Below are 13,033 nucleotides of genomic sequence, written 5' to 3'. Positions count from 1 at the left end.
AAGGGCTGCCGGTCACCAAGCATGGAAGTCTGGGGCCAAGGCCAAATGATTACACCAGTCGTAAGACACTTGCACCCAAGCAATCCCAAAGGCTATCGTTCCAAGCCGAACACCAAACCGGAAACACGAATGCCGAAACCGTTCCAGTTCAATGCCAGCGACGTCAAAATCGAAAAACGCGAAACCGTCTTCCAGGGCTTCTTCCGCATGGACAAACTCTGGCTGACCCACCCGCGCTTTGACGGCCGCGACATGCCCACCTTCACCCGCGAACTCTTCATCCGCGGCGACGCCACCTGCGTGCTCCCCTACGACCCGCAAAGGGATGAAGTCGTACTGCTGGAACAATTCCGCCTCGGGGCCCTGGGCCGCAACCAATCCCCCTGGTTGCTGGAGCTCGTAGCCGGAATGAACGAAGAGGGCGAAAGCCCGGAAGACGTGGCGCAGAGGGAAGGGCAGGAAGAAGCCGGCCTGAGTTTCAGCCGGCTGGACAAGATCTGTGATTACCTGGTTTCCCCGGGCGGCACCACCGAGATGATCCACCTGTACTGTGGCCGGGTCAGTACTGCCGAAGCCGGCGGTATTTTCGGTGTGGAGCATGAACACGAAGACATTCTCAGCCACGTGGTCAGCGCCGGCGAGTGCTTCGCCATGATTGCCGATGGCCGCATTAACAATGCCGCTGCGATCATTGCTATCCAGTGGCTACAGCTGAACCGCGACAGGCTGCGCCGGGAGTGGTTGGCATGACTGAGTGGGTGAAGCGTCCCAAGTCCTATGTACCGGATTTGCGCCAGCTGGGAGCGTTGTGTGATGGCAACTATCAGCGGCTCCGCAAGCTGCGGCAGCTGGAATCCGATGGCAAGCCGGTGTGCGAGTTTGAATTGCACCGGGAGAACCAGTACCTGGGGCGAGTGCGGATTGAAGTGCTGCAAACGGCAAAGTTCACCGAAACCCTGTTGCTGGAGCAGGTCCACAACAGCGGCCGCTGGCTGAATAATCCACAGATGACCGTGCGGGTCTACCACGATGCAATGATGGCGGAAGTCATCAGTTGCCACCGGCAGCGCCAGATCGCGCCGGTGAACGATTACCCGAACCGTTTTATGCATCACCCCGATGAAAAGGTTCAGGTGAATGGTTTCCTGGCCGACTGGCTGGATTACTGTTTGCGCTTCGGGCACCTGCCCATGGAGAAGGCCGTCTGGTCGGCGGGTGAGGGGATCGACTAGACAGCATCTCACTCTGCCTGTGGTGAAGTTGTCAAAAACTGCAAAAATTTTGTGTCTGCGGGCCAGAATGTGAACAATCTACGATTTCACATTAATCAAAAGGAACCCGGCCATCGTACACTCGTTGTAACTTCAACCGTTTGCCCCGAACAGAATAGGTCCTGAATGTCTGACCACCAATCTGCCCGCCCGCTAAAAGTCTTACAGCTGACAGACCCGCACCTGATGGCACGGGAAAATGGTGCCCTGCTGGGGGTGAACACCCGCGAAAGCCTGTCGGCCGTCATTGAAGAGGCTCTGCGCAGCCATGGCCAGCCGGACCTGGTGCTGGCCACCGGCGATATCAGCCAGGATGCTTCCGTGGCTTCCTACCATTATTTCGGGCAGAAACTGGAGGTTTTCCAGTGCCCGTCTGCATGGATTGCCGGCAATCACGATGACTCAGCCACCATGTACGCCGTTGCGGATGAGTTCGACGCCCGGCGCCGGCAGTTTGTGCTGGGGGGCTGGCACTTCGTTATGCTGGATTCCTCCGTACACGGGAAAGTGCATGGAGAACTTTCGGCGGACGAATTGGCGTTCCTGGATCAAACCCTGTCGGAACACTCGGGCTTGCCCACCATGGTTTGCCTGCACCATCACCCGATTGATATCGGCTCGGACTGGATGAACCAGATAGGCCTCAAAAACCGTGAGGCTTTCTGGCAGGTGATCGACCGGCACACCAACGTCAGATGCGTGCTCTGGGGGCACATTCATCAGGAGCTTCAGCAGCAGCGCAAAGGCGTGCAGCTAATGGCCTCTCCGTCGACCTGTATTCAGTTTGCGCGAGGTTCCACTGATTTTGCGGTAGAACCGTTAGCCCCGGGCTACCGTTGGTTTGAGCTCGATCCTTCCGGCAACATCACCACAAAAGTCTGCCGCGCAGAGCAGTTCCGGTTCAACCTGGATGAAGGTAGCGCCGGCTACTAGCCGATCAAGATGTCCCTATATATTCCCAATGGCTGACCTGCACGCCGGTTTGTAACATATAGGGACAAAACTGTGCGCGAGTGTCAGGCCCGCAGTGCTTGCGCAGCCGCCACCATTGTCTCCAGCGCCGGCGTCACTTCCTCCCACTTGCGGGTTTTCAATCCGCAATCCGGGTTAATCCACAGCCGCTCTGCCGGGATGCGCTCCGCCGCCAGGGTCATCAGGTTGATGATGTGTTCCTTGTCCGGAATGTTCGGGGAGTGGATGTCGTACACGCCCGGCCCGATATCGTTCGGGTATTCAAAGTTCCGGAAGGCATCCAGCAGTTCCATATCTGACCGCGAGGTTTCAATGGTGATCACATCGGCATCCATGCGGGCGATGGCTTCGATGATGTCGTTGAACTCCGAATAGCACATATGGGTGTGGATCTGGGTGCCGTCTTCCACGCCATTGGCAGCGATGCGGAAGCTGTTGATGGCCCAGTCCAGGTAGTTTGCCCAGTCTGACTGCCGCAACGGCAGGCCTTCGCGCAGGGCGGCTTCGTCGATCTGGATGATATTCACGCCGGCTTTCTCCAGGTCCTGGACTTCCTCGCGAATGGCCAGGGCCAGTTGCAGACAGGAGTCTTTTCTTGGCTGATCGTCCCGCACGAAGGACCAGTTCAGAATGGTCACCGGGCCGGTCAGCATACCTTTCACCGGCTTGTCGGTGAGAGACTGGGCGTAGCGGATCCAGTCCACAGTCATTGCCCTGGGCCGGCGAATGTCGCCAAACAGAATGGGCGGTTTCACGCAGCGGGAGCCATAGGACTGTACCCAGCCGAAGCGGGTAAAGGCATAGCCATCCAGCTGTTCACCGAAGTATTCCACCATGTCGTTGCGCTCGGGTTCGCCGTGCACCAACACATCCAGCCCCAGTTTTTCCTGCTCTTTGATGCAACGGGCGATCTCTGCCTGCATTTGCTCGGTGTATTGGGTGCCGCTCAGCTCGCCTTTGCGGAACTGCAGGCGGGCCTGGCGGATTTCCGGGGTTTGCGGGAAGGAGCCAATGGTGGTGGTCGGGAATGCCGGCAGGCTAAGAATTTGCCGTTGTTTGGCGATTCGCTGGGGGTAGGGGCTTTGGCGATTACCCAGCTCTGGCGTTACCGCAGCAACGGCTTTTTGAACGGTAGGGTTGGTTACCCGGCTGGATCTGCGACGGCTTTCGATGGCGATACGGTTTTCAGCCAGTTCGCTGCGCACGGCGGTGCGACCTTCGTTAAGTGCTTTTGCAAGCGTTTGCAGCTCATCGAGTTTCTGCACTGCAAAGGCCAGCCAGCTACGGATTTCGGTATCCAGCTCCTGCTCAGGGGCCAGGTCGACCGGCACGTGCAGCAGTGAACAGGAGGGCGCCAGCCACAGGCGCTCGCCCAGCTTTTCGTTCAGTGGTTCGAGCCAGTCCAGAATATTGTTCAGGTCGGATTTCCAGATGTTGCGGCCATTGATCACGCCCAGCGAGAGAATCTTGTGGCTCGGCAGCCAGTCCGCCACCCGGCTGACTTCTGCCGGTGCGCTCACGGCATCAATGTGCAGGCCGGCTACCGGCAGTTCGCAGGCCAGTTGCAGGTTGTCCCGGAGTTCTCCGAAGTAGGTGGCCAGCAGCAGTTTCGGGCGATTGGCCTTGAGCTGGTGATAGGCCAGATTGAAGGCATAGCGCCAGTTGGCGTCCAGGTCGGTCACCAGGGCCGGTTCATCAATCTGTACCCAGTCAGCGCCGGCATCGGCCAGGGCTTCCAGCAGTTGCGAATACGCCGGCAGCAGGTGTTCCAGCAAGTCCAGCCGGTTGCTGCCATCGGAGGTTTTACCCAGCCAGAGGTAGGTCACTGGCCCGATGATGATGGGTTTGGCCTTAACGCCCTGTGCCTGCGCTTCGGCCAGTTGGGCCAGCAGTCGCTCAGGGTTCAGTTGAAAGCGGGTGTCGGCGGTAAACTCCGGCACAATGTAGTGATAGTTGGTGTCGAACCACTTGGTCATCTCGCCCGCCGCAGTGGCGCAGCAGGGGCTGTCGCTGGCACCCCGGCCCCGGGCAGCACGGAAATAGGCATCCAGCTCCGAGCCCTGCTTGTCTGCGACCCTTGCCGGCAGGTTGCCCAGGGTAACGGACATGTCCAGCACCTGGTCGTACAGGGAAAAATCTCCCACGGGTACAAAATCCAGCTTTGCTTGTTGCTGCCAGTGGCGCCGGCGCAGTTCCGTGGCCGTGATGGCCAGTTCCTGTTCGGTCTGCCGGCCAGCCCAGTAACTTTCCAGTGCAAATTTCAGCTCCCGCTGACTGCCGATGCGGGGAAATCCGAGGTTGTGTGTAATTGCCATGATCGAATCCTTGAATCCTGTGTGTTGAATCAGGAGCCAAGGTTAAGGGGCTTCTTTCATGAATAAAAATGGTATTATTTCAATAAATCATGAGCGTTATTCACGGATGGGTATGATCGAACGATATCACCTTGAGATTCTGCGCGCGGTAGAGCGCCAGGGTTCGTTAACCGCGGCAGCTGAACAGCTGCACCTCACCCAGTCGGCGTTATCCCATGCCATGCGCAAGCTGGAACAGCAGCTGGGCACGCCCGTCTGGCTTCGGGAAGGCAGGCAGTTGCGTTTTACCCAGGCCGGCAATCAGCTGCTGGGGCTGGCGAATAGGCTGCTGCCACAGTTTGAACATGCAGAAATGCAGATCCGCCAGATTGCCAAAGGGCAGCGGGGTAGTTTGCGGGTGGGTATGGAATGCCATCCCTGTTACCAATGGCTGTTGAAGGTTGTCGGCCCCTACCTGCAGCAATGGCCGGATGTCGATGTGGATGTAAAGCAGGAATTCCAGTTCGGTGGTATGGGCGCGTTATTCGGCCATGACATCGACCTGCTGGTGACCCCCGACCCGCTGCACAAGCCTGGCGTTTGTTTCGAGCCGGTGTTCGATTATGAGCAGGTACTGGTCGTCCCCGAAACCCATCCGCTGGCGGGCGAGCACTGGGTAGAGCCCTATCAACTTGAGCAGGAAACCCTGATTACCTACCCGGTTGCGGTCGAGCGCCTGGACATTTTTACCCGGTTCTTTCTGCCCGCTCACACTGGCCCGGCCCGGCACAAAACCATCGAAACTACCGACATCATGTTGCAGATGGTAGCCGCAGGGCGAGGCGTGAGTGCACTGCCCCGCTGGTTGGTGGATGAATACGCCCTCAACCTGCCCATTAAAGCCCTGAAGTTGGGCCAGCAGGGCATGCCTAAACAGATCTTTCTGGGCTTCCGGGAGCGCGACGAAGCCGTGGATTACCTGAACGCGTTCGTGAAGCTGGCCCGGAGCATTCGCTGGAACTAATCTCTTCGGTTAAACTGCGCGGAAAATTTCAACAGGACACACGAATCATGAGCGACATTCCTGCAGATCTGAAATACATCGAAACTCATCAATGGGTGCGGGTAGATGCCGATGGCACAGCTACCGTGGGCATCACCGACTTCGCCCAGGAGCAACTGGGCGACGTGGTCTACATCGGCGTGCCCGAACTGGGCGTGACTGTAAACGGTGGTGAGGAGGCCGGTGTGGCAGAGTCCGTTAAGTCAGCGTCTGATGTATTCAGCCCGGTGACCGGTGAGGTTATCGAAATTAATGAAAAGCTCGAAGACGAGCCGGAAATCGTCAATGAAGACCCATATGGCGATGGCTGGATGTTCAAGGTGAAGCTGGCCGATGAAGGCGAGCTGGACGGCCTGATGGATGCTGCTGCGTACGCAGAACACGTGGCCGCTGAGGAATAATCATTGATGGACTTTCCCGTTCTCTACCTGCGCAAGGGCGCAGAACGCCGTCTCCGTGCCGGCCACTTGTGGGTTTACAGCAATGAGGTGGACACCCAGCGTAGCCCGCTGCCAGGGTTTGAACCCGGCTCACAGGTGCAGGTGCGTGCTTCGAATGACAAGCCCATGGGTATCGCTTTCGTTAATCCTCATGCGTTGATTTGCGGCCGGCTGATCAGCCGGGATGCGGACCACGGCATGACGCCGAAGCGGTTGACGGACCGGATGGAGGCGGCGTTGAGCCTTCGGGAACGTTTGTTTGATAAGCCTTTTTATCGCTGGGTGTTCGGCGACAGCGATGGCCTGTCTGGCCTGGTGGTGGACCGGTTTGACGACGTAGTAGTGGTGCAAATCTCCACCGCCGGCATGGAGCAGATGAAAGACGCCATCGTGCGAGCCGTTCAGCGCCTGGCCCATGCCCGCATCATCGTACTGAAAAACGATGGCAAGATGCGCAAGGTGGAGGGGCTGGACACCTATGTGGAATTTGCCCATGGCCCGGAAGCTGACACCGTGCTGGTAGAAGAAAACGGCGCCCGCTTTGAAGTGCCATTGGCTGGCGGCCAGAAAACCGGCTGGTTCTACGACCACCGCATGAACCGCCAGCGCCTTCAGGCCTATGCGCCCGGCAAGAAAGTGCTGGATGTGTTCAGCTACGTGGGTGGTTGGGGTATTCAAGCGGCTTGTGCGGGTGCATCCCAGGTGACCTGTGTAGACGCGTCTTCATCGGCAGTGGATGCGGTGCATCACAATGCCAAACTGAACGGGCTGGAGAATGTGGACACCATCGAAGGCGATGCCTTCGACGCCCTGAAAGCCCTGGCAGACGAGAAAGAAAAGTTCGACATCGTAGTGCTGGACCCGCCCGCACTGATTCCCCGCCGCCGGGATCAGAAAGCGGGTGAACAGGCCTATGCCAGGCTGAACCAGCTCGGACTGCGCTTGCTGGAGCGTGATGGCTTGCTGGTATCCGCATCTTGTTCCATGCATTTGTCCCAGGAAAAGCTGATCGACATTATCCGGGGCAGCGGGCGCAAGATCGACAGGTTTGTGCAGCTGCTGGAGCAGGGCCACCAGGCGCCTGATCATCCGATCGTGCCGGGGATTCCGGAGACCGACTATATCAAGTCGTGCTTTGTGCGCTCTCTTACCGGGTTTTTGTGATCGCCGCCAGGGGAGAAAGGCGGTAGAGAAGGGTGGGGTCTGACCCGTAGGGTCAGACCCCTTTGTATCCGTCAGGGTTGGTGCATCAAGCCTTACCCCCGCAGCGACATCACCGCCCAGCCATTCTCGATAGCCGTCTTCTCCAGCGTCGGGTCCGGGTCCACCGCCACCGGATTCTCCACCTTCCGCAACAGCGGCAAGTCGTTGTGGGAGTCACTGTAGAACCAGGCTCCGTCCAGGCTCTCGTTATGGGCGGCCAGCCAGTCATTCAGCCGCACCACCTTGCCTTCCTGAAAGCTCGGCGTACCTGCCACTTCGCCGGTGAACTTGCCGTTTACCAGCTCCGGTTCCGTAGCAATCAGGTGGTCTACGCCCAGTAACTCGGCAATCGGTTCGGTAATAAATCGGTTAGTGGCGGTGATGATCATCAGCGTATGACCCTGCTCGCGGTGCTCTGCCAGCAGTTTCGCGGCCTTGTCTTGCATCATCGGCTGAACTTTCTTGGCCATAAAGGCTTCACGCCAGCTTTCCAGCTCATCCATGCTGTGCCGGGTTAACGGTGCCAGTACAAAGCGCTGATAGTGGAAAACGTCCAGCTCGCCGTTCAGGTATTCCTCATAAAAGCGGTCATTGGCCCGCTTGTACTCTTCGGCATCCACCATGCCTTCTTCCACCAGAAACTCACCCCATGCGTGGTCGCTGTCACCATTGAGCAGGGTGTTGTCCAGATCAAAAATTGCGAGCGTCAAGCCGTTTCCTCCCATCTTTACAGGCTTCGTAGCAAGGCGCACAGTCTAGCATGACCTGCCGCCAACGGCTCCGTTTGCCGAACCCTTGGGATTCTGTAAGAATGAGAGCAACTTGGACAATTTCCGCCGGTTACAAATTAACCGGCAGCCGACTTTAACGAGGACTGTGCCGTGATCGACTCAGACGGTTTCAGACCCAATGTCGGAATCATTCTGGCCAACCACAGGGGAGAAGTTCTCTGGGCAAGGCGAATAGGGCAGGACTCCTGGCAGTTTCCGCAGGGTGGTATCAAGCACAATGAATCACCGGAAGACGCGCTGTATCGGGAGCTTGGAGAGGAAATCGGCCTCAGTGCCAGCGATGTGGAAATCATCAGCTGCACCCGGGGCTGGCTTCGATACCGTCTTCCGCGAAGGATGGTACGCCACAACTCGCACCCCGTTTGTGTGGGGCAAAAACAGAAATGGTTCCTGCTGAGGATGTTATCGCCAGACGCGCATGTACGCGTGGATGGCACGGATTCACCGGAGTTCGACGGCTGGCAGTGGGTAAGCTACTGGTATCCGTTGGGGCAGGTGGTCTCATTCAAGAGAGAAGTATACAGACGTGCGCTGAGAGAACTGGCTCCCAGACTGTTCCATAACATGGAACAGTGGCATCGGAGTGAGCAGAACCGGCGTTGAAGGAACATCAGAAATGACGGACTGACTCCATGCTGAGCATCCTGCGAAGTCTAGTACAAGAGGTGAACAGCGCCCGCGATCTGAACGAGGCGCTGGAGATCATCGTATCGCGGGTGCAGAAAGCCATGAACACCGAGGTCTGCTCCGTTTACCTGCTGGACCCGGCCTCCAACCGTTACATCCTGATGGCCACAGAAGGCCTGTACAAAGATTCTGTGGGCAAGGTCAGCCTGGCCTATTCCGAAGGTCTTGTTGGCCTGGTGGGTTCCCGTGAAGAACCCATTAACCTCGAAGATGCGCCTTCCCATCCGCGCTACCGCTACTTTCCTGAAACCGGTGAGGAACGATTCCGTTCCTTCCTCGGTGTGCCCATTATCCACCACCGCCGCGTACTTGGCGTGCTGGTCGTCCAGCAGCGGGAAAGCTCCCGGTGCTTTGATGAAGGGGAAGAAGCATTCCTGGTTACCGTATCAGCCCAACTGGCCGGGGTGATTGCGCACAGTGAAGCCACGGGCGCGATCAGCGGCCTGTCGCTTACCGGTGAAGAAACCCAGGACGTCAGCTTCAACGGCGTGCCCGGCGCTCCGGGCGTGGCCATTGGCACCGGCGTGGTGGTTTATCCCGCGGCAGACCTGGACCTGGTGCCCGAGAAGCCTACCGAGGAGATCGAGCAGGAACTGGCGCTGTTCCAGTCTGCTGTGCAGGCGGTGCGTGAAGACATCGAACGGGTAGCGAACCGGCTCGCGTCCCAGCTGCGCCCGGAAGAACAGGCACTGTTCGATGTGTATCTGCGCATGCTCAGCGATGAAGCACTGCCCGGCGAGGTGGTCAACAAGATCCGCGAAGGCATCTGGGCTCAGGGCGCTCTCAAACAGGTGGTTCAGCAGTACATCCGGCATTTTGAAATGATGGACGACCACTACCTGCAGGAGCGGGTGGTGGATATCCGGGATCTCGGTCGCCGCCTGCTGTCACATTTGCAGGAAGGTGAGCAAAAGCACCTGGAATATCCGGAGCATACGATACTGGTCAGTGACGAAATCACTCCGGCCATGCTCGGAGAAGTACCTAAAGGCCAGCTTGTGGGGCTGGTATCCGTAAAGGGCTCCAGTAACTCCCACGTGGCCATCCTGGCCCGGGCCATGGGGGTGCCCACGGTGATGGGCCTGGTGGACATCCCGGTGAACCAGCTGGATGGCAGGGAACTGATTGTCGACGGTTTCGAAGGGCAGATTTTCGCCTCGCCCTCAGCGGATCTGCGGGCCTTCTACCAGGCTATTTGCGATGAAGAAAACGAGCTGATTCGCGGCCTGGAAGCCCTGCGGGACAAACCCTGTGAAACCACCGACGGCCACCGGGTCGCGTTGCTGGTGAATACCGGCCTGATGACCGATGTATTGCGGTCACTCTCCCATGGCGCCGAAGGTATTGGCCTGTACCGCACCGAAGTGCCGTTTATGATCAAGGATCGCTTCCCCTCCGAGCAGGAGCAGCGGGAATACTATCGGGAGCAGTTGGAAGCCTTCGCCCCCAACCCGGTTACCATGCGTACCCTGGACATTGGCGGCGACAAGGCCCTGACCTATTTCCCCATCCAGGAAGAAAACCCGTTCCTGGGCTGGCGTGGCATCCGGGTTACCCTGGACCACCCGGAAATATTCCTGGTACAGGTGCGGGCCATGCTCAAGGCCAGCGAGGGCCTGAACAATCTGCAGATCATGCTGCCCATGATCAGCAACATTTCCGAGGTGGAAGAATCCCTGCACCTGATTTACCGGGTCTACCACGAGGTTCGGGAAGAAGGTTACGACATCCACATGCCCAAGGTGGGCGTGATGGTGGAAGTGCCGGCTGCGGTTTACCAGATTCGCGAACTGGCCGAGCGGGTGGACTTCCTGTCGGTCGGTTCCAACGACCTCACACAGTACCTGCTGGCGGTCGACCGAAACAACCCCCGCGTGGCCCAGCTTTATCACTCTTACCACCCGGCCGTGCTGCAGGCACTCGTACGGATTGCACAGGATGCCCACTCCGTTGGCAAACCGGTAGGCATCTGTGGCGAGCTGGCCGGTGATCCGGGCGGTGCCTTGTTGCTGATGGCCATGGGCTACGATTCCCTGTCTATGAACGCAGCCAGCCTGCCCAAGGTGAAATCGGTTATTCGCAGTATCGATCGGGAATGGGCGATCCAGTTGCTGGAAGATGTATTGCTGCTGGACTCTCCCCATGTGATCAAGAGCTGCGTTGACCTGGCCATCCGAAATGCCGGTTTCGGCCGCTACCTGCGGCCGGTGAAGTCCTCCCCCGTTGCGCTGGCGGAACAGGCCGTTTCCTGATTTTCCGGTGGTTATAGGGTGCGCACTCTAAAAACCGTTGTTAGGTTAGTAGGGTAAATTCGCTGCAGTAACCGTGAAGGACAGCCGATGAAGCAGTCGACCGAGCTTAAATCCGCACCACGCATAGGCCTCGCCCTTGGCGGCGGCGGCCCGTTGGGCGGTATTTATGAAATCGGTGCCCTGCGAGCCCTGGATGAAGCGCTGGACGGCCTCGACTTCAACAATGTGGATGTCTACGTAGGCGTGAACTCCGGCTCCTTTGTGGCTGCGAACCTGGCCAACCAGGTGACCACCGCCCAGCTGTGCCGGATCTTTGTGCGCAACGAAGCCGAAGTGCATCCCTTCCATCCGGAAGTGTTCTACCGCCCGGCGCTCCGGGAGTACGGTAACCGCTTGCTGGCCGTGCCGAAGCTGATTTCCACCGCCATCAGCCGTTTCGTCAACAACCCGTACGACCAGAGCCTGCTGGAAGCCATGACCATCCTGGCCCAAGTCGCGCCTGCCGGGCTGTTCGACAACGAAGGCCTGCATGATTACCTGCGCCGGGCGTTCACCATGCTGGGGCGTACGAACGACTTCCGGCAACTGAAGCACCGGCTGTATGTGGTGGCTGCCGATGTAGAAAGCACCGAAGCCGTGTGTTTCGGAGCGCCGGGCTTTGACCACGTGCCCATTTCCAGGGCGGTACAGGCCAGCACAGCCTCTCCAGGCTTGTATGTGCCGATAGACGTAGACGGCCGGTACTATGTAGACGGCACCCTGAGAAAAGGCCTGCATGCATCCGTCGCTTTCGAGGATGGTGCGGACCTGGTGCTGGCGGTTAATCCGCAAGTGCCCATCGATGCCAGCGCCGCCGTGCGGGCCGGCACCATGCAGCCGGGCGATCTCACCCGCTCGGGCATGCCCAACCTGCTGTCCCAGATGTTCCGCACCATGGTTTATTCGCGAATGCAGTCGGGCATTGCCCAATACGCCCGGGATTACCCGGACAAAGACATCCTGCTGTTCGAACCCACCCGGGACGATGCCAAGCTGTTCTTCTCCAACGTATTCAGCTTCCAGAGCCGCCGCATGGTGTGCGAACACGCCTACCAGATGACCAGGCGGGACTTGCTCAGCCGGGCCGATGAACTGGAGCCAAAACTGGCGAAATACGGCATCAAACTACGCCGGGACCGCCTGGAAGACGAACAGCGCACCATCTCCACCAGCCTGTATGGCGAACTGTTACCGCTGTACGTGGCCAAGGGCCGCAAGAAACAAGCCGAGAAGGGCAAGCTGGCGAGCGGGCTGAGTAACGTTACCCATCTGTTTTCCCGGGCCCAGTAGGGCCTGTGGCTCTTTTGTCCTTTGATCGATAGTCAGATACCGGGAGCAAGCTGCGGGAAGTAGTAAGGTTCCGCATGTTCCGGGATTTCCCATTTCAGAGGGGATCGACTGCTGGTTTCACTCAACAGCCCATCGTCTTTCAACTGCTTGATGAGCCTTCGTGCTGTACGGCTTTCGGAAGCTCCGGTCATTTCGAGTGCGGTGGAGCGTTCGAGCGCGCCCTGAATGAAGGCCTGGAACAGAATCTGTGAAGCTTCCGGTTTCAGTGCTCCGTCAACGCCCGGAATCCGGCCTTCATTTCTCGCCTGAACATAACTGCGAATGCGTTTCTGCATCCCGCCAAGATCAAGCCAGCCGGCGGGTCAGTTTGGCGGCTTCACGGTTCAGCGTGCTGGCAAGGTCCAGAAGCTCGTACTTAATCAACGCCTCTTCCTGCGGTACGAACGGGGCCAGGTCCATAAATGAAGTCATACACAGTCCTTGGTATATTCTGATAGCACTTGAGCGAGAGTGTCCGGTTTAATTTCCGCTTTGAAAGCTCCACAATGCCACAGTGAGCGCCCATAAATAAAGGCTTTGGTGTGAGTCGGTCGCAGGAAAGAGCTGCTTTTTAGGCGTTAAATGTCCGGTTTAAAGTCCGCTTTCTGAATGGCTGCCTGGCAAGCTGGCACAAAAAAGGCCGGACGGGATAACTCCCTCCGGCCTTTTGCTTACCCAACACACCGTAAAGC

The 13,033-nt window shown here is 58.2% G+C and carries 13 protein-coding genes; 9 read left to right on the top strand and 4 right to left on the bottom strand.

Features of this window, described 5'->3' with window-relative positions; all coding sequences use genetic code 11:
• Nucleotides 1–129 precede the first annotated feature (129 nt).
• The 3 genes from Q668_RS12235 to cpdA all read left to right on the top strand — a co-directional run bounded on the left by Q668_RS12235 (nucleotide 130) and on the right by cpdA (nucleotide 2,204).
• Entirely contained in the window at nucleotides 130–750 is a 621-nt protein-coding gene (locus Q668_RS12235; RefSeq protein ID WP_022989898.1) for an NUDIX domain-containing protein, read from the top strand.
• The gene (locus tag Q668_RS12230) at nucleotides 747–1,232 is read left to right on the top strand and encodes a DUF1249 domain-containing protein (RefSeq protein WP_022989897.1); all 486 of its coding nucleotides are present in this window, start codon (nucleotides 747–749) and stop codon (nucleotides 1,230–1,232) included. Before Q668_RS12235 ends, Q668_RS12230 begins: the two co-directional genes overlap by 4 nt.
• 165 nt (nucleotides 1,233–1,397) lie before the next feature.
• Nucleotides 1,398–2,204 (top strand): 3',5'-cyclic-AMP phosphodiesterase, encoded by an 807-nt coding sequence (cpdA, locus tag Q668_RS12225; protein ID WP_022989896.1) that lies wholly within the window; start codon nucleotides 1,398–1,400, stop codon nucleotides 2,202–2,204.
• A gap of 83 nt (nucleotides 2,205–2,287) precedes the next feature.
• Here the strand turns inward: cpdA and metE are convergent, their stop codons facing one another.
• Nucleotides 2,288–4,558 (bottom strand): 5-methyltetrahydropteroyltriglutamate--homocysteine S-methyltransferase, encoded by a 2,271-nt coding sequence (gene metE, locus Q668_RS12220; protein ID WP_022989895.1) that lies wholly within the window; start codon nucleotides 4,556–4,558, stop codon nucleotides 2,288–2,290.
• Between the two features lie 112 nt (nucleotides 4,559–4,670).
• On the opposite strand from metE, the gene Q668_RS12215 reads away from it, so the two are divergent.
• The 3 genes from Q668_RS12215 to Q668_RS12205 are packed head-to-tail and all read left to right on the top strand — an operon-like array spanning nucleotide 4,671 to nucleotide 7,204.
• Complete coding sequence (locus Q668_RS12215) at nucleotides 4,671–5,561, top strand: LysR family transcriptional regulator (protein ID WP_022989894.1); 891 nt, start codon at nucleotides 4,671–4,673, stop codon at nucleotides 5,559–5,561.
• A 47-nt stretch (nucleotides 5,562–5,608) separates the two neighbouring features.
• Nucleotides 5,609–6,001, top strand: coding sequence for a glycine cleavage system protein GcvH (gene gcvH, locus Q668_RS12210; protein ID WP_022989893.1), 393 nt, complete (start codon nucleotides 5,609–5,611; stop codon nucleotides 5,999–6,001).
• A gap of 6 nt (nucleotides 6,002–6,007) precedes the next feature.
• Nucleotides 6,008–7,204 carry a class I SAM-dependent rRNA methyltransferase gene (locus Q668_RS12205; RefSeq protein ID WP_022989892.1) on the top strand — a complete coding sequence of 399 codons (1,197 nt, stop codon included), beginning with the start codon at nucleotides 6,008–6,010 and terminating at the stop codon, nucleotides 7,202–7,204.
• A gap of 92 nt (nucleotides 7,205–7,296) precedes the next feature.
• On the opposite strand, the gene Q668_RS12200 is transcribed toward Q668_RS12205, so the two are convergent.
• Entirely contained in the window at nucleotides 7,297–7,953 is a 657-nt protein-coding gene (locus Q668_RS12200) for an HAD family hydrolase (protein ID WP_022989891.1), read from the bottom strand.
• A 171-nt stretch (nucleotides 7,954–8,124) separates the two neighbouring features.
• Here Q668_RS12200 and Q668_RS12195 point away from each other — a divergent pair, with 171 nt between their 5' ends.
• From Q668_RS12195 to Q668_RS12185, 3 genes are all read left to right on the top strand, one after another.
• Nucleotides 8,125–8,637 carry an RNA pyrophosphohydrolase gene (locus Q668_RS12195; protein WP_022989890.1) on the top strand — a complete coding sequence of 171 codons (513 nt, stop codon included), beginning with the start codon at nucleotides 8,125–8,127 and terminating at the stop codon, nucleotides 8,635–8,637.
• A gap of 29 nt (nucleotides 8,638–8,666) precedes the next feature.
• On the top strand, nucleotides 8,667–10,973 hold the full coding sequence (gene ptsP / locus Q668_RS12190) for a phosphoenolpyruvate--protein phosphotransferase (protein WP_022989889.1): 2,307 nt from the start codon (nucleotides 8,667–8,669) through the stop codon (nucleotides 10,971–10,973).
• A gap of 87 nt (nucleotides 10,974–11,060) precedes the next feature.
• Nucleotides 11,061–12,302, top strand: a complete 1,242-nt coding sequence (locus Q668_RS12185; RefSeq protein WP_022989888.1) for a patatin-like phospholipase family protein — start codon at nucleotides 11,061–11,063, stop codon at nucleotides 12,300–12,302.
• 32 nt (nucleotides 12,303–12,334) lie between these two features.
• Here Q668_RS12185 and Q668_RS12180 read toward each other — a convergent pair whose 3' ends face one another.
• Nucleotides 12,335–12,637 (bottom strand): hypothetical protein, encoded by a 303-nt coding sequence (locus Q668_RS12180; RefSeq protein WP_022989887.1) that lies wholly within the window; start codon nucleotides 12,635–12,637, stop codon nucleotides 12,335–12,337.
• Between the two features lie 10 nt (nucleotides 12,638–12,647).
• Nucleotides 12,648–12,773 carry a hypothetical protein gene (locus Q668_RS17620; protein WP_022989886.1) on the bottom strand — a complete coding sequence of 42 codons (126 nt, stop codon included), beginning with the start codon at nucleotides 12,771–12,773 and terminating at the stop codon, nucleotides 12,648–12,650.
• Nucleotides 12,774–13,033: the final 260 nt, after the last annotated feature.

The sequence above is a fragment of the Marinobacter sp. ES-1 genome (assembly GCF_000475255.1).
GTDB lineage: Bacteria > Pseudomonadota > Gammaproteobacteria > Pseudomonadales > Oleiphilaceae > Marinobacter > Marinobacter vinifirmus.
This window is presented reverse-complemented; position numbering and strand designations above follow the sequence as displayed.

Coding starts and splice junctions, on each gene's coding strand:
- Q668_RS12235 (WP_022989898.1), top strand. CDS start 130: ATGCCGAAACCGTTCCAGTTCAATGCCAGCGACGTCAAAATCGAAAAA.
- Q668_RS12230 (WP_022989897.1), top strand. CDS start 747: ATGACTGAGTGGGTGAAGCGTCCCAAGTCCTATGTACCGGATTTGCGC.
- cpdA (WP_022989896.1), top strand. CDS start 1,398: ATGTCTGACCACCAATCTGCCCGCCCGCTAAAAGTCTTACAGCTGACA.
- metE (WP_022989895.1), bottom strand. CDS start 4,558: ATGGCAATTACACACAACCTCGGATTTCCCCGCATCGGCAGTCAGCGG.
- Q668_RS12215 (WP_022989894.1), top strand. CDS start 4,671: ATGATCGAACGATATCACCTTGAGATTCTGCGCGCGGTAGAGCGCCAG.
- gcvH (WP_022989893.1), top strand. CDS start 5,609: ATGAGCGACATTCCTGCAGATCTGAAATACATCGAAACTCATCAATGG.
- Q668_RS12205 (WP_022989892.1), top strand. CDS start 6,008: ATGGACTTTCCCGTTCTCTACCTGCGCAAGGGCGCAGAACGCCGTCTC.
- ptsP (WP_022989889.1), top strand. CDS start 8,667: ATGCTGAGCATCCTGCGAAGTCTAGTACAAGAGGTGAACAGCGCCCGC.
- Q668_RS12185 (WP_022989888.1), top strand. CDS start 11,061: ATGAAGCAGTCGACCGAGCTTAAATCCGCACCACGCATAGGCCTCGCC.
- Q668_RS12180 (WP_022989887.1), bottom strand. CDS start 12,637: ATGCAGAAACGCATTCGCAGTTATGTTCAGGCGAGAAATGAAGGCCGG.
- Q668_RS17620 (WP_022989886.1), bottom strand. CDS start 12,773: ATGACTTCATTTATGGACCTGGCCCCGTTCGTACCGCAGGAAGAGGCG.